This is a genomic window from Dysgonomonas mossii, assembly GCF_004569505.1.
Lineage (GTDB): Bacteria > Bacteroidota > Bacteroidia > Bacteroidales > Dysgonomonadaceae > Dysgonomonas.
In genome coordinates, this window is the sequence record NZ_SPPK01000001.1 from 1115971 (window position 1) to 1133339 (window position 17369).

The window sequence follows — 17369 nt, forward strand, 5'->3', positions numbered from 1 at the left end:
TCATTTTACTTTCTTTTTCAACATTTTGAAATACAACAGTGGCACAACAATCAGTGTCAACACAGTAGAGGTTATTGTTCCACCCATCAGTGAGATTGCTAACCCTTGGAATATAGGGTCGAATAGAATGACGATTGCCCCCAAAACTACGCCTCCTGCAGTCAGTATGATAGGTGTAGTGCGTACAGCTCCGGCTTCAATTACAGCTTGTTTTAATGGAATACCATCTTTGAGACGTATGTCGATAAAGTCGATAAGCAATACAGAGTTGCGTACCATAATTCCGGCTAAGGCAATAAATCCAATCATAGACGGAGCACTAAAGTAAGCTCCCATAATCCAGTGGCCGAAAATAATACCAATCAATGATAGAGGTATAGCAGCCAGCTGTACCAATGGTGTGATAAAGTTTTGGAACCATGCGACAATGAGTACATAGATAATAATTAATACAAATAAGAATGCTAATCCTAAATCGCGGAACACCTCGTATGTTATTTGCCATTCTCCATCCCACTTTAAGGAAAAGTTGTCTTCATATTTTGGTTGCTTACTATATTCTTCTGATAAAGTGTATCCATCAGGAAGTTTTACCTGAGATAACTTATCCGACACTTCCGTAATAGGATATATAGGGCTTTCTAAACTTCCTGCAACTTCGGTTAATATGTAAACTACACGTTTTTGATCTTTGCGGTGAATACTCTTTTCCTTTTCACCTTTAGTGACTTTCACTAAATCGCTAACGGGAATTGCCATACCTTGTTGATTCACAACTTTCATGCTTAATACATCTTCTATGCTTGATTTCTCTTTTTCTGACAGTTGAAGTACAATACCTACTTGATTGACTGACGAAGGTTGATGCAATATACCTACAGGCATACCCGATAGAGCCGCTCTCATATTCTGAACTACTTGTGCATTTGGAATTCCCAATTTCATAGCTTTGTCTTTATCCACCTCAAACTTATATTCAGTCTGAGCATCTTCTACCGACCAATCCACATCAACAACGTTATCTGTCGCAGTCAGTATATCTTTCACTTGTTTGGCTACAGCTATTTGTTGATCATAGTCAGGACCATATATCTCGGCTGCAATTGTAGACATTACAGGAGGACCGGGCGGTACCTCTACTATTTTTACATTGGCATTGTATTTTTTGCCGATAGCTTGCAAATCGGCACGCACCGATGTCGCTATATCATGACTCTGTTCGCTACGTTCTCCTTTGTCAACAAGATTAACCTGTATATCAGCTACATTGTCACCCATTCGCATATCATAGTGGCGAACCAATCCATTGAAGCTGATAGGAGCAGAAGTTCCCACATAAGTTTGATAATTGGTTACTTTATCATTTCGGCTGATATATACAGCTAATTCTTTAGCTACGGCGGCAGTACGTTCCAAAGTCGTTCCCTCCGGCATATCTATTACCACTTGAAATTCATTCTTATTGTCGAAAGGCAACATTTTTACCGGAACAGATTTTGTATAAAACAACACAAACGATCCCAGTAAAACGACAGTTAAGCCAATCATAAATGTCCAGCGGCGTTTTCTGCTTTCCAAAAACGGTGTTACTATTTTAGCATATAACTTATATATTTTTGTTTCGTGTAAATCCAATTCTTTTTCTGCGGAATCCTCTCCTTTTCCATTCTTTTCTTTATGTCTTAAGAATAAGTATCCGAAATATGGAGTCAATGTTAGTGCTACTAGCAATGAGAAAATCATGGCTATGGATGCACCTATAGGCATCGGACTCATATATGGCCCCATCATTCCCGATACGAATGCCATGGGCAGTACGGCAGCGATAACAGTCAGCGTTGCCAAGATAGTCGGATTCCCTACCTCATTGATAGCATATAGCGCAGCTTGTAACGGTGGTAGTTTTTTCATCTTGAAGTGACGGTGCATATTTTCCGCAATCACAATGGAGTCATCCACAACAATACCTGTAACAAACACCAAAGCAAACAGTGTAATACGATTGAGTGTATATCCCAAGAAGTAATAAGCAAAAAGAGTGAGGGCAAATGTTACAGGCACGGAAAGAAATACCACCAAACCACCACGCCATCCCATAGCTATCATTACAAACAGGGTTACAACTATAATTGCAATAGATAAGTGGAACAGTAATTCGGATACTTTATGCGACGCAGTTTCTCCATAATTACGAGAGACTTCCACATTCAGATCCTTTGTGATGACATCTTTTTTCAGGTGATCTACTTTATCAATGACTACTTCTGCCAGCTTCATTGCATCAGCACCTTTTTTCTTGGCAATAGAAATAGTTACAGCCGAATAGTCGTCGGGCATGCCGGCTTTTTTATCGCCTGACGCAGCTCCATATCCAAACGAAACATATTGTTTGGGTACTTCCGGTCCGTCTTCTACTTCTGCTATTTGATACAGGTAAACCGGCTGATTATCATTTGTTCCTACAATCAGATTCTTCACTTCATCTACATTCGCAAAGAAATTGCCTGTCTGCACAGAGTAAACCATATCTCCTGTTACGATATTTCCGCTTTGCATCTGTGCATTATTTACTTGCAGTGATTGGGCTATTGATCGAAAGTCGAGCTTGCTTTGAGCCATCTTGTCTTTGTCGAGCATGACTTTCACTTGTCGACTTTGTCCACCTACGATATTCACTTGTGCTACATCCGGTATTTTCTTTATCTCGTTGCCAACTACTTCTGCTACCTGGCGTATTTGGTAATCACCCATTTTATCACTCCAAAAAGTGAAAGCTAATGCAGGTACATCATCTATGGCTCGTGATTTTACCAATGGCATAGTAGCACCTTGTGGCATACGATCCATATTCTTCATCATTTCGTTGTAAAGTTTTACTAACGAACGTTCCACATCTTCGCCCACATAAAATTGCACGGTGAGCATACCCATACCATTCATAGAAGTAGAATAAACATGCTCTACACCTTTGATATTCGATATGATTTTTTCGATAGGTTGTACAACACCTGATTCTACTTCCTGGGGTGTTGCTCCGGGATAACCAATCATGATGTCCGCCATAGGAACTTCAATCTGAGGTTCTTCTTCGCGGGGTATAAAATATATGCTGAACAGACCTAAGAGCATAAAAGCTAGCATGAGTAGGATACTCAATTTAGACTTGATAAACGCTCCGGCTATTTTTCCTGAAATTCCGTTTTCCATAATTTTATTTATTTACAGATACTTTTACTCCGTTATATAATTTGCCTTCGGCTTTGGATACAATTTTGTCATTTTGGCTCAACCCCGAAAGTACTTCTACCTGATTGCCGATTGTCTTGCCTAAACGTATCCAGCGAAGATTAGCTTGACTTTGGTCGTCTATCACATATACTCCCGTAAGCTGATCGCGGTATACAATAGAGCTTTTGTCCAGCATGATTTTAGATGTAATATTCTCACCTGTTTTGTTCGGTATCAATATATTTACATACATTCCCGGACGTATATTTTCTTTATCTTTTGTGTCAATAGCCAATTTCATAGAGTATTGTCCTCCTGTGCGGAATGCCGACGGACTGAGTTCGGATACTTTTCCATCGATCGTTATCCCTAATGATTTCAATTCCATCTTGGCTACATCGCCTACTTTTACATACTGTATATAGTTTTCGGGGATAGATGCTATAACCTGCAATTCACCATTCTGCTCAATTGTCAAAATAGGCATTCCCGGATTTGCCATGCTTCCTTCGTCCACCATTTTTTGTGTTACGACTCCCGAAAATGGAGCGCGTATATTGGTGTAGGAAAGCATCGCATTTACTTCGTTCATCTGTTGACGAGCCATTTGTACTCTGGCATTCATCGAAGTATTCTGCAAAGCTACATTTTCGAGTTCTTTATCAGATACGCTGTTTTGGTTGCGTAGTGTTTTGAAACGCTCATAATCACGTTGGGAATTTTTTGCTGCTGCTTCAGCTTCGGTGATCATAGCTTGTATCTGAGCCTTTTTTGCCAGAATATCATCACTGCTGATTGATACGAGAAGCTGTCCTGATGCTACCTTGTCACCAGGTTTTACATATATCTTCGTTACATAGCCCATCATTCGGGTACTTATATTAGCCGTTTGCTTGGCTGTGACCTCACCGCTAAGGTAAAATCCTTCGTTTGTCGATTGGGCCGGAGAGTAAGCTTCTACTTTTACTATAGTCTTATCTTTATCCTCTAACTTATCAGAAGAAGAGCAGGAGTAAAGAGTTGATATTCCCACTATTCCTAAAAATGCATTTCTTAAAGTTTTCATATCTATTTATCGATTTTATTTGTTACTTAGTTTTTGATAAAAAATTGAGGTATGCTTCTGTTATATTATACGACATAATAGATTGAGATAGCATAAGTTTTTGTTGAAAGAATTGAGCTTGTGCCATCAATAGATCTGTGGTACTCGCTAAACCTTCTCGGTGGCGATTGGAGAGAATACGTAATGCTTCATCAGCTTGTTCCACGCTGGCCTTTTGCTTGTTGATCTCGACTTGGGAATCGTTCAGATCACGCTTGGTTTTATTTAGCTCTAGTTCTTCTTTTTTGATATGCAGGCTGAGCTCTTCTTGTATTTTATCTCGTTGGAATTGTGCCGATTTCATCTTACTCCGATTTTGATTGCCTGAAAATATTGTCCAACTTAGATTTATACCAACGAGGTAAGAATCATTCCCAAATTTGAAAGCCTTAGAATCATTTAAACTATATGAGCCAAAGGCATTGATACGTGGAAGGAATGCCATCTTTGAGGATTTTACCATCATGCTAGTTGCATCTACAGCTTTGTTTAATGCCATGATATCGGACCGAAAAGATGAAAGCTCACTGTCTTGATTCAGGTTTATCTCTTGTGATAGCGAATCTGTCACATACACATCACTGCTGCTATCTAATCCCATCAGGAGACGCAGTCCGTCTGAGGCATTTTGTATATTACTTTCGGCTTTTGCCAATGCTGTTTCAATTGTATTTACTTGCACCTGAGCATTCAGTACATCCGATTTTTGAACTAATCCTTGATTATAGAAATTGGAAACTGATTGATGTATTTGTTTCACATCGTCTAATGATTTTTGAAGGATATTTCGAGCTTGATAAGACATTTGTAATTGAATATATGCCTTTCGTACTTCAAATTCGATGTATTCTTTGGCTCGTTCCGTTTTGTATTTGTAAACTTCTTCTTGAGCTTTAGCTCCTTTGCGAGCATAGATCATATCCATATTCAACAATGGTAGCTTAGCCTCTACCTGAGCACTGTAATTTTGTCTTGCTCCGGGATTATTCAGTTTGGCAGGATCGAAGTCCATTGCAGTAACAGATTCTTGCTGCAATAGAAATCCGAAAGCATTTAGTGGGTTATTTGTACTTAAAGCTGTATATCCAGCTGTTATTTGTGGAAGAAATACTGCATCTGTTTGATGATAATTAGCATTTGCTACTTTTTCATCCAACTCGGAGATCTTAAGATTGTTGTTATTTTTCATTGCAATCTCTACAGCATCCCTTACTGAAATATACTGATTTTGCGCTTGCATTAGAAAGCTAACCAGAATAGCACTAATAATAATACTTGCCTTTTTCATTTTATATTTTAATATTATTTAGATCAATAAAATATCTACTGGAAATAATATCCTTTAGAAATATATTGCAAAGTAAAATATAATTTTCCAAAGAAACAAATTTCCAATGGAAAATATTTGGATGGGTATTATTTGAACTTTCAAATGGGTATGTAAGTGACCGTTTAAATTTTGTTGTTTAGTAACTTTGATGCTGATAAGAATATATATTCTACAGCTTCATAACTTGATATGTTGTATCCAATGCTTGTAGGAGTAACGCCTTCGGACGTTTATGATAAAGTGAAAGATTAACTATTCAGAGAAACAAAAGAGAAATACAATGATCATATAGCAGTAGGATTGGTGGGCGTTTCTATTCTTACCAGATGGGCTATATAAAACAAATCGGCAGACTTTATGTATTCCATGTTGAAAATGAATGTTACACTTCCGGTGGGATGCCGTGGAACAGTTATCGTACCAACTAATGCTCATAAGAGTAAAGTAAATGGGCTTGCTTTGGAAAAAGCAAAATCTTCTATTGAAATTGGAAATGGCGTGTCTGAACTAGCCTTTTTCTTTGATTTAGAATCTGAATTACAAATAAAATACTTGTTAAGTTATTGTATAAGAGTTTTTTTTTGCTGTAAATGAAATTGTTGAATTCAAAAGAAAACCTCAGTATAGTTTATTGATTTATACTGAGGTTTTACTTATAAAGGGGCTTTTATCTAGTGATCATGATCACCATCTTCTCCGTCATGACTTAATACAATATTACGTGCAACATACGATTCGTTCCCGGCGGCATCTGTACAATATACCATCAAGTGATAATTACCAGGGGTTGCATTTTCCGGTATGATTATTTCATGATGATGTATCTTGGCTGTTTTTTGTCCGGTTACACTCCATGTTTTCTGAAAAGCAAATGCGGTAGTACTGTCTTCGGCTTTTAATGATTTTGTATGGTTATGACCATCAAAGTTGTTATGTATCTCTACTTTATAGGAAGATAACATTTCATTGTCAGATAATTCCATGTCCAAATGAATATCTGATCCGATTTTTAATACAGCGCCTTCTGTCGGAGCAGTTAGATTGATTACAGGTGGAGTTGTATCTCCATCGTTATCATTACTACAAGATGTAAATGATATAGATGTTATTATACTAATAATTGATAGGAATAGGATTTTAATAATTGTTCTCATTTTAATTTACTTTTAAAAGGTATTTTAATTGATAATTGAAAGTTGCGTCCCGGTTCTGGAATCTCAACTTTTCTGTAAAAACTTAAGTGGTTATAATATTTATTATTCAATAGATTTCGCAGTGATAAACTGATATCTACCATTGTGTTATATATCGGAATACTTATATTTCCTCCGAGATTAATTAAATTGGTTCCTGATGTTGGACTTTCGTTCTTTGACACTCTATTTTGATTTGCAATACTATAAAGTTCGGCATGTATTTGGAATTGATTCTTTTTCCATGTTATTGTATTTCGCATAGATGCCGGTGGCGAGAAACTTAAAGGAGTATTCTCATCAAGGTTGCAAGTATATACGTACTCACCTGTGAAAGAATAATTCAGATGTGGAAACAAGTCTATACTGAAAGATATCTCCGTTCCTGCAAAAATAGCTTCAGCACCCGTATATCGATATATCTGTCCCGCATGAGGAAGTACAGACCATTCGCCTGTTGGTTTCAGAAAAATGTAATTGCCAAACCAGCTAAAGAACGGAGTGATGGAAAAAGAAATGCTCTTGTTTTCATATAAGTAAGATGCATCCAGCTGCCATCCTCTTTCTGAATTAAGCGATGGGTTTCCTTGCTCGTGCCTGAACGTACCATGATGTACTCCATTTGCTGCTAACTCATTTGCACCGGGAAGCCGAAAGCTGTGTCCTATATTCGCTTTTACAAGATGATAGATATTCGGATTCCATATAATACCGAGCGATCCAGAAAAGTCTCCAAAGTTGCGATTTACTGGATAGCTACGCCACTTATATTGCTTTATCAGTTCGTCCTCATATCCCATTTCTTGCAGATATGTTTCTAGGTAAGGATCATTATAAGCCGATATGTCAATATTCCCATGATCGTAGCGAATACCTCCACTAAAGCTAAGCTGCTGTGATGGTCGCCATGTAGCAAGACCAAATACTCCACTTGTAAATCTATTGTACTTGGGTAAGAGAAACGAATATCCAGATATACGGTTTTGTTGATATTGAATATCAAGCCCGACATTATATTCCCATGTGGCTGAGGCTATTGTTTTCAACTTGATAGAAGAACTATATGTATCCAGGGTGAAAACCAATTCCTGATCCGGATTTTTATCCGGAGGTGCTTGTGTTCCATAATGTGTATGAAATTTACTCCACTCTTCCCTGTGATTCTTCTGATATCCAACATCCCAATATCCAATGAGTTTATCCCATATATATTGCTGTCGCGATGTTATTTTCAAATGATTTACTTTGCTATATGGTAATTCAATATTACGGTCATCTCCATCGTCCTGTACACGGTATATATCAGGTATGCCATGTGCTCCGGGAAAAAATCCTATTTTTTGATAGGCATTACTGATTGAATAATTCGAATAATACTTTCCGCTACGGTATTCGGTGTATGAACTTATATTACGCTCAATACCGGCTGTATTCTTCAACTTCCGATTATATATTGGTACTTTCTGAGTAAGATAAACAATGGTATCTGTCGGTATGCGATAATCTCCAAAACGCTGTTCGGAATATCGAAACTTTGTATACCATGCATTTTTTTTCAGACCTAATAATACAGAACCGCCGAATGTTTCATTTACACTTTTGCCTAGTACCATAGCTTCACCAAAAATCTGATTATCAAAGGGTGGGGGACCTTGTGTTATTTCTACAACGCCTCCCATTGCATCGCTCCCATAAAGGAGTGAGGATGGCCCTTTGCGGACAGTGACTCGTTCGATATTAAACGCGTCAATCTCTAAGCCGTGATCGCTTCCCCATTGTTGGCCTTCCTGTTTAATTCCATTTTCGGTTACAGAAATGCGATTGAATCCCATTCCCCTTATCATGGGTTTCGAAAATCCGGAACCAATATCCATAGAACGGACTCCCGGTATATGCTCTAGTGCTTGTATAAGATTGCCTGTAAAGTGACTTCTTAAAAAATCCTTTTCTGCTACTTCTATCGACAGAGCTGAATTAAGTTTACTCGATGTCTTATAAGATGTTGCAGTTATAGTAATACTTTCTAACTCTACCTGTTTGATAGAATCTGATTCTTGACTATACAAAGGCAATACAAATACCAGCAAGAGCATAACCCGAATAATTCGGATATGCATATAAGTATTTGTTTTTATTTTATTAAAATAATTTACGAATAAAGTTGGGATAGAATTATCCCGGAGGAAAATATGTTTTTAATAGAGGGTGGTGCTCGTAGATAATTGAGTTGGGTTATCGAGTTATATCCATTTTCCAGATATAAGGAATATATCCGGCTAGTATATATTATTTGTATTGTATCCGAAATGCGAAAACTAGCTTCAGTAAATAAAGAAAACGTGAGTTTACAAACCTGACATGTATTACTATTATGTTGAGGTTTATGTTTATCGTTAGCATGTGAACAATGTTCTTCGTAGCACTCATATTTATAAATATGAATACCCTTAACTATAAGCGGGGTTATGAAGATAGCCGCTAATAGCCACGCCAAGATAATTTTATTTACTTTATATTGCCTCACACCGAATATGAATTTTGACTAGGAGACAGCAAAGATATAAATTTTATTTAAATGCAACATTGTTTCAATATTAATATATAATCAATTTGTGTGGTCTGTGATTTTGTGGTACTTTTGTTTACCTATAAATATTGATATTATGAATGCAATAGATATACTCAGAAATAAGGGTTTAAAGAAAACAGCTCAGCGAGTTATGCTGATTAATATTTTGCAAAAGAGGAGTATTTCTTTAACCGAGGGTGATATAAAGATGGAGATGGGAGATCTTTACGATCGTATAACTTTTTATCGCACTGTTCAAACATTATTGGAAACTGAAATCATACATAAAATTACAGTTGATAACATAACAAAATATGTACTGAATGATATTCATCTTTCAGGCAATAAAAAAGATCATGCTCATTTTTATTGTAAAAGTTGTCATTCAATAACTTGTCTCGACAATATATCTTTAAAAAAGTATAACTTACCGGAAGGATTTAAATCTGACGAATGTGAGATATTAATAAAAGGGAGTTGTAATAAATGTAGTGAGCCTCTATAATTAGGTTCTTTCTTGGTATCTTGATTTCTCCAATTTAACTATTCTGAGTAGATTTTCTTTTAACCTTCTCCCATATTCCGCTATTACTTCTTTTCTTTAAATAAGAATATGCCTTTATGACATTTAAATTCATAAAAAGAAAATAATATGGAATAAACAACACTTTATTTTTTATCTCCTTTTTAGCAAGTGTATATCCTACAAAACCTAATAAGTAGAAAATAACTTGTAATATTAATAATATAGCAGGCAATGTACAAGTAGGGTAGGTTTGTATACAAAGTAATACATTAAGAGGCAATAGAGCAAAAAGAGCCAAAGGCGTTATGGTCCATCTCAACACGCGATGGGATATGTACTGAAAGCTTAGTAGCCCGTATCTGAAAATATTAAGTAATGGACATAATCTCCATACAGCTTGTAGTCCTCCTGCTGCAATTCTTACTTTTCTTTTTTCTTCTTCTATCATCGAATCGGAGCTATATTCCATTGCATATGCTTCGGAACAATATGCTATGCGATAACCTTTTTGTGCTATTTTTAGAGACAAGACGAAATCATCAAGAATTGTATCATTTGGAATATATTGAAACAAATCACGTCTTATGGCAAATAACTCTCCCGCAGCACCAACTACAGAGTATAAACGAGAGTCTAAGCTTTTTAATACAGATTCGTAGCGCCAATAAAATCCTTCGCCACTAGACGATGCGTTATCTTTTGATTCTATGTTTACTCTTTTTTCTCCTGTTACACAACCTACTTTACTGTCTGCAAATAGCGATACTATTTCATTTATACATTGAGTGTTTAGTATAGCATTTGCATCTGTAAATATAACAATAGGAGTATCTATGTAAGACATGCTCCTGTTTAAGGCTGCAGTTTTGCCTTCACGTTCAGGTTTATGTAAGATTTTTATATTAGGATACGACTTTAGCATTTCTACTGTACTGTCTGTACTACCATCAGTAACCCAGACAACATGGAGCTTTTCCTCTGGATAATTTAAAGACTCTATATTGGCCATTTTTTCGACCACAACGTTTTCTTCGTTATAAGCTGCAATCAGCAAGGTCACATCGAGTAACTCGACATCTTGCAATTTATTCTTACTTTGTGGTTTTAAAATTTCTTTGATTTTAACCAGAAACCAAATTAAGATGCCATACCCTAAGTAAGTATAGAAAATAATGAATGCAAATAGGCAGAATACAATAATTAAAATCATAGAAACAACAATTCAAATCGTTTATTTACAAGCTAAAATAACCTTTTCCATCTGATTCTTCCATGAAAGATTATTGATAGAATTGCGTATTTCTATAGCAGATATTGTTTTTACTTTTTCATAAAATGCAATCACGTCAAGGATATTTATTGGTGATTCGTCAGCACTTACTTTCATAATATAAGGTTTTTCTTCAAAATCATTGTCTACTTCGGAGTAGATAAATGGAATGCCTCTTGCTGCGTATTCTCGGTTTTTTAGAGTCTTTATATTGGTGATTCCACTTCGATGACGTCCCAGGCTCGCAATTCCGATTGAAGCCTGATTAAACAAGCTATCTAAGCTTTCTCCATATTGTGGCCCGTGGAAGGTGACATATTTCTCTAGTTTATTCTGGATTATGTAATTTTTTAATTTCGAGATTTCACGTTCATCTCCGTATCCAACAATTTCATACCGAACTTCGACATCTTGTTTCACTTTATAATATTCGGTTAATCCTTTTAGTAAACGGTCGAATCCATGCCAAACATGAATTTCAGCTACGCTTATCAGAGTAATTATATTCGGATTACTATTTGTCGGCTCTTTTATTTTTATAGCATCGAAGTCTATACCATTCGATATATTAATTGTTTTTGCTCCAAAGATATTTGTTTCGTTTGAAAATGTCACAATTCTGAATATATTATGAGCTAGTTTGCGGCGAAAGAGTTTATCTGTAAGTAGCTGTAGGCGAGTTGGCAAAGAACTGTTGATATATTCGTTGTCGTATGGGTAGGTCGGGATTTCGAGTAATGTTTTCACCCCTACTTTAGCCGCTTGCTTAACAAAGGAAATTAAAAACGGATTTGCATTGTGATATGATCTAATATAAATCAAGTTGATGTTGTTCTTTTCTATATAATTTAATATCGCAGAATAGTCAATTCTTTTCTTTATTTTGGCTTTAATTCCATGCCCAATATTTTCAAGAACCTGATCATCTATCATTCGTCTCTGATAACCATCATTGTCAATATGAATATAGCATAGATGTGCTTCTACGCCACACTGCTTCAAAGCACTAACCTGATAGTGTATTTTTTTACTGATGCCATTATATGCTTCAAATCCATGAAAAATCAGGTATAATAGTTTCATCTCAATTAAAAATATGTTGTAATCTTTTTATGGCTCTTTTATATAGATCGTCAATGCTATATCTCAATATTTTTAATTTTAGCCCTAGATCTTTCGGATTAGGTAGTCTTACCCATTCAGATGGAACTAAATCCTGAAGATTCCAATCCTTCATTTGTTTTCCAAACCAGTTTTTTGGTGCTATAACTATTTTCTCCGGATTATTGTTTAACCACGCTCCCCACCAACTGAAAGATGAATTACTAATGATATTGTGATTACACATTGTTTGGAGATAAAGATCAACAATAGAACTTTCTCCTTCTGAGAAGAAAAAATTATTCCCTTTGAAATTTTTCTTACACCATTCTATGTCATCACTAATGATTAAATATAGTTTATCTTTCCCAAAGTAACTAATCGCATTTTTAAAATAAGGCATACAGCAAACCGGTTGGCGTAGGGGACGGTTTATATAGTCGCCCCGTCTGACATGTAGCGAGATTACACCTTTAGAAAGGATATGCCCGTACTTTTTTTGTATGTATTCTTTTGTTTGCTCATCTATTTCGAATAGCTCACGGATAAAATCCTGATCGAAATATTTTTCTGTCTGATAATATCCTCTAAGACAAATATTATCGACATATTCTATAGGTGTATAACCAAAATCAGGCTGATTATAGGTTACAATATCTGTTGGGAGAGTATTTATAATTTTGACTTTCCTAAGAATTGTATGCTCATATTGCTTAATATATTTTTCAATCTGTTCTCCGTTTGGAACTTCAAAATCTGTCGCACATCCCATGTAATCGGTATTGTTGCGATGTGCTAATGATGCTCCGGCGGCAATCTGGAATAAATTATTTCCTATTCGATCGGTCAATATACTATATACCATATCTTGTTATATTAACTGTTTTTATTGCTAAACTTACTGATAATAAAAGCTTTTAAATTTATTAACCTATCCAATTGTTTGTACGAAAAAATAGCAACGGCCAAAACTAATATAATAGGTAATATATAAGCATATAGACTATAGAGACTATTAAAAGATAAAAAGGCTAAAGCAAGAATTAATAGCTGTATTATAAAGATTCTTTTCAATGATTTACTCATCCTGAATGAGTATAGTTTGAATGTAATAATATTGATAGCTACATAGTATGCTGCATTCACAAATAGGAATGAATAAGCTAAGCCGCTGAATCCCCCGATGCTATATCCTAATATATTGAATATAAGAGTTGCAATATTAATTCCTACACCTTCGAGTAGGAAAAATGTTTTTTTATCACCTTTCGAAAAGGATATAGTTCCTAAAGGATATGAGGCCGCTTTGAAGAACATCCCTAATGCTAAAATTCTTATAAATCCTTCAAGTGGCATAAACTCTGAGGTAAGGAGTAGATGTATCAATAGTGGTGCTGTAACCATCAATACGAGTAGGATAGGAGTGGATAGTAATAGCGTTATCTCGGCTTGTTGATTTACCATACGTCTTGTTTTTGTCCTATCATGGCTTACTGCAGCCAAACGAGGAAAGTAATCGATAGACATTGCTGAAAATACCAGCCCGATAGATTGACTTGTAATGCTCATCCCCGCCTGATATAACCCCAAGTCGGATGCTGTCCCGTAACTGTATATAAAAGTGTTTACCAAATATGAAGTAGTAGATCCTATTGTAGTTGCTGCCATCATTGCTATACCAAGCTTGAGCATTTCTTTTCCTTTGTCTATCGTCTCTTTTTTAGTAACTTCGGGTTTACCTGTTTTGATACGGTTGATATAATATTTACTTAAAACAAAACTGACAAACGATGATAATATAATTGCAGGGACGATTGCCTTAATTCCTCCAAAATAATAAACCGGTATAGTAACACATAACGAAATGAGAGAAATAGAAACCGTTAGTTTTGCATATGCACTCAGATTACGGGTTCCTTGCAATAGCACTACTGCTTCTGTAGACAGAATATTTAATACCAGACTGACAGCCAAACATCCAAATATCCACGTTTCATCGAATCTCGAGAATGTGAAATAACTGAGAGCTGGAGAAAAAATGATAGTTAGCAGAAATCCGAGTAGAGCAGTGAAGCCAAGGCATCTGCGAAAAATAACGATGATTTTAGCTCGACTTTCTGTCTCCGTAGTTTTTGATATTTCACGTACAGCACTAAAATTAAGTCCCAATCCCGAAATATTATTCATCATAGTCATGGACGATACCAGAAGACTGTTTAATCCCATACCGCTCGACCCTAATAAAATCGCAATAAGCTTACCTCTTATCAGATTGATAAGTATCTGAAACACCTGCACGCTTCCGAACAAAGACGTTGTTTTTATTATAGACCTATATGCTTTATTTTCTCCCACTATGTAATTTTTTGAAATAAGATTTAATAGTAAGAAAAGATGGGAACAAAAGTACTAGCCAACTTTTAAACGAGATATATTTACTAAACTCTAACATACAGGTTTCGGCTACAGACATACGTTCCTTGAAGTTTAAAGTATGAGAGGCGTATACAGCCGGATCAAATATGTATTTTATCGTCTTTGCATTCAGTTCTTGTATTGATTGAGGCTTGTTTTCTACAAACTTTAATAGGTATCTAACTATTTTAAAATAAGAGGTGATATTTCGTATAGAGAAGAGACTTGTCATAACAGAGTTAGCTCTTATGCGCCTCATGAAAAATATTTCAGGTATGTATCCTACTTTTTCAGCCAGATAAAATATTTGCGCTGAAAATATCTGGTCTTCATGAGATAATCCGGCTTGCAACAATAACTCATTTTCTTTAATAAAAGAAGTCTTAATGAAATAAAGCCATAAAGGAACTCTGTATTCTTTTATATCAAGCAGTATGTTGAGTATCTCAGGTCCTCTATAAATAAGGTGATCGTTGATTTTTCCTTTTCTGTCGTAATTTAGAGGAAAAGATATATTTTCGCTGCCAAAATTGAGGGCATCAAAAAAGACAAAATCCAATTGTTCTTCGTTGCATTTTTTGTAACAACATGCTAAGGTGTCTTTTTTCAGTATGTCGTCACTATCCATGAAGTAAATATATTCCCCCTTTGCGATACTTAGTCCTAGATTACGGGCTACAGATTGTCCTTGATTTCTTTGAGAAAAAACTTTTATACGAGAATCAGTGTCAGCGAGTGTTTTTATTATTTCGAGACTGCTGTCTGTTGAGCCATCGTCCACAACAATTACTTCTGTCTCACTCAGCGTTTGATTGAGTATAGACAGAATTGCCTCTTCAACAAATGACTCGGTATTATAAACAGGAATGATAATACTTACTTTTGGATTATTTATATTCTCACCCATTCTTTTTTCTGAAAGTCAAACTTTTTTATAATTCTTGCCGGATTTCCAGCAACTATAGTGTATGGAGGTATATTTTTTGTTACTACACTACCTGCTCCCACACAACAATGAGTGCCAATAGTTATTCCCGCTAAAATTACTACATTAGCTCCAATCCATACATTATTCTCTATTTTTATTAAATTTTTTGATACTCCTTGTACATCGATATTTTTTTCTATATCCTCATAATTATGGTTTAAGCCCGAAAGAACAACATTCTGGGCAAGATTAACATTATTCCCGATAGAGACAGGTCCAATGATTGTGTTGGACATACCTATGCGGCTGTTACTTCCTATAAATATGTCTCCTACAGCATTATTTAATACCGAGTAAGACTCGACAACTGAATGATGATCTATTACAAACTTATTAAATGGGGTTATATCTTTACGAACATTTCTATATATAACACTTCCTTTGCCTTTTTTTATATATATGAATTGGAAAAAGCGAACCCATAATCTAGGTCTGGTTTTAATCGGATGCATGACCGCATTTAATACTATCTTTTTTAAATGAGGTTTATTTTCTAATAAGATCCTTACCTTTTGTATATTCATAATACAGAGTTATATACATTCATCAGTTTTTTAGCCGTCCATTCCCACGAAAACGAATTTACTCTTAATCTTCCGTATTCAACTAAATTTTGATATTTTTCTTCGTCATTTTCAATAAGTAGCAGCTTATTGGCAATATCTTGTTCGTTATATGGATCTGTATATAAAGCTCCTTCGCCTGCTACTTCGGGAATAGCAGATGTATTGGATACAATAACAGGGGTTCCACAGCCCATCGACTCCAAGATTGGAAGGCCAAAGCTTTCTCTCAAAGATGGGTAAATAAAAACAAATGCGCCATTGTATATATATGGTAGATCTGAATTATTTATATATCCGGGACAATGTACAAAAGGCTTTATGTGCTCTATGTTTTCTTCCTTCAGGATTTCCTCAATGATAGATTTATTAATATCTAAAATTAAAAGAGGTCTTTTATAATCGGATTTCTCCAGATATAAGGCATAAGCTTTTATTGTTCGCAGCGTATTTTTTTTAGGATCAGTGTTTCCAAAGAATAAAATGTAGTTATCCTCTTCTATATATTTTTTTGTAATGTTATGATAGTTTGGTATATAATGAAACCGCTTATTGTATCCATTGTGAATAGTGACTACTTGAGATGGTGGTATATTTGTCTTTTTGCAAATATTCTCACGTTCAAAATCTGATACGGTAATAATTTTCTTGCTTTTCGATAAAATTTGAGGCACAACAAGTTTTCTATATATCCGCCCTAGGTTTTGGTATAGGGACTTATTGGAACTTTGTTTCTTTTCTAAAAATATTATATCATGTAATGTCACTATCAACGGTACATTTACAAATAGGGGAGCGGTATTACTTGTACAGTGCACCACATTGGGTTTTATTTTAGATACAGCACGAGGCAGTCCTATTTGCTCCCATAATATATAGGACGGACATTTTACTTCTACTATATGAAAGTTTGAGGTTTTTTCTAAACACTTGTCAGGTCCCGGAGCTACGAATATATAATATTCATTAAACGTATCTTGTCTCTGTAATTCCCGCAAAGCTTCTAAGATGACAATATCCATCCCGTGTTTCTTCTTCCGAAATATACGCTGTGCTTCAATTGCAATTTTCATTTACTATT

13 protein-coding genes and 1 pseudogene are annotated in these 17369 nt (G+C 35.5%); 2 read left to right on the forward strand and 12 right to left on the reverse strand.

Annotation, left to right across the window (positions count from 1 at the left end):
- The 3 genes from E4T88_RS04725 to E4T88_RS04735 are packed head-to-tail and all read right to left on the reverse strand — an operon-like array spanning position 1 to position 5621.
- On the reverse strand, positions 1-3207 hold the full coding sequence (locus E4T88_RS04725) for an efflux RND transporter permease subunit (RefSeq protein WP_135104307.1): 3207 nt from the start codon (positions 3205-3207) through the stop codon (positions 1-3).
- Positions 3208-3211: 4 nt separating this feature from the next.
- Positions 3212-4294 carry an efflux RND transporter periplasmic adaptor subunit gene (locus E4T88_RS04730; protein WP_135104308.1) on the reverse strand — a complete coding sequence of 361 codons (1083 nt, stop codon included), beginning with the start codon at positions 4292-4294 and terminating at the stop codon, positions 3212-3214.
- 22 nt (positions 4295-4316) lie between these two features.
- On the reverse strand, positions 4317-5621 hold the full coding sequence (locus E4T88_RS04735; RefSeq protein WP_135104309.1) for a TolC family protein: 1305 nt from the start codon (positions 5619-5621) through the stop codon (positions 4317-4319).
- A 195-nt stretch (positions 5622-5816) separates the two neighbouring features.
- Here E4T88_RS04735 and E4T88_RS18755 point away from each other — a divergent pair.
- Positions 5817-5999 (forward strand): annotated as a pseudogene (locus tag E4T88_RS18755) (alpha-L-rhamnosidase-related protein); the annotation flags it as partial.
- A 335-nt stretch (positions 6000-6334) separates the two neighbouring features.
- Here E4T88_RS18755 and E4T88_RS04745 read toward each other — a convergent pair.
- Both E4T88_RS04745 and E4T88_RS04750 read right to left on the reverse strand, forming a co-directional pair.
- Complete coding sequence (locus E4T88_RS04745) at positions 6335-6817, reverse strand: DUF4625 domain-containing protein (RefSeq protein ID WP_135104310.1); 483 nt, start codon at positions 6815-6817, stop codon at positions 6335-6337.
- Positions 6814-8973 carry a TonB-dependent receptor gene (locus tag E4T88_RS04750; protein ID WP_135104311.1) on the reverse strand — a complete coding sequence of 720 codons (2160 nt, stop codon included), beginning with the start codon at positions 8971-8973 and terminating at the stop codon, positions 6814-6816. The genes E4T88_RS04745 and E4T88_RS04750 overlap by 4 nt, the downstream gene beginning before the upstream one ends.
- A 546-nt stretch (positions 8974-9519) precedes the next feature.
- Here E4T88_RS04750 and E4T88_RS04755 point away from each other — a divergent pair.
- Positions 9520-9930 (forward strand): Fur family transcriptional regulator, encoded by a 411-nt coding sequence (locus tag E4T88_RS04755; protein ID WP_135104312.1) that lies wholly within the window; start codon positions 9520-9522, stop codon positions 9928-9930.
- A gap of 34 nt (positions 9931-9964) precedes the next feature.
- Here E4T88_RS04755 and E4T88_RS04760 read toward each other — a convergent pair whose 3' ends face one another.
- Genes E4T88_RS04760 through E4T88_RS04790 form a run of 7 tightly spaced genes read right to left on the reverse strand, consistent with a single transcriptional unit; the run spans position 9965 to position 17361 of the window.
- Positions 9965-11161: a glycosyltransferase family 2 protein gene (locus E4T88_RS04760; RefSeq protein ID WP_135104313.1), complete on the reverse strand. Its 1197-nt coding sequence runs from the start codon at positions 11159-11161 to the stop codon at positions 9965-9967.
- A 21-nt stretch (positions 11162-11182) separates the two neighbouring features.
- Positions 11183-12304, reverse strand: coding sequence for a glycosyltransferase (locus E4T88_RS04765; RefSeq protein ID WP_135104314.1), 1122 nt, complete (start codon positions 12302-12304; stop codon positions 11183-11185).
- Position 12305: 1 nt separating this feature from the next.
- Positions 12306-13187 carry an alpha-1,2-fucosyltransferase gene (locus E4T88_RS04770; RefSeq protein ID WP_135104315.1) on the reverse strand — a complete coding sequence of 294 codons (882 nt, stop codon included), beginning with the start codon at positions 13185-13187 and terminating at the stop codon, positions 12306-12308.
- Between the two features lie 11 nt (positions 13188-13198).
- The gene (locus E4T88_RS04775; RefSeq protein ID WP_167755426.1) at positions 13199-14677 is read right to left on the reverse strand and encodes an oligosaccharide flippase family protein; all 1479 of its coding nucleotides are present in this window, start codon (positions 14675-14677) and stop codon (positions 13199-13201) included.
- Positions 14664-15644 carry a glycosyltransferase gene (locus E4T88_RS04780; RefSeq protein ID WP_135104317.1) on the reverse strand — a complete coding sequence of 327 codons (981 nt, stop codon included), beginning with the start codon at positions 15642-15644 and terminating at the stop codon, positions 14664-14666. Before E4T88_RS04780 ends, E4T88_RS04775 begins: the two co-directional genes overlap by 14 nt.
- Positions 15629-16249, reverse strand: a complete 621-nt coding sequence (locus tag E4T88_RS04785; protein ID WP_135104318.1) for an acyltransferase — start codon at positions 16247-16249, stop codon at positions 15629-15631. The genes E4T88_RS04780 and E4T88_RS04785 overlap by 16 nt, the downstream gene beginning before the upstream one ends.
- On the reverse strand, positions 16246-17361 hold the full coding sequence (locus tag E4T88_RS04790) for a glycosyltransferase family 4 protein (protein ID WP_135104319.1): 1116 nt from the start codon (positions 17359-17361) through the stop codon (positions 16246-16248). The genes E4T88_RS04785 and E4T88_RS04790 overlap by 4 nt, the downstream gene beginning before the upstream one ends.
- Positions 17362-17369: the final 8 nt, after the last annotated feature.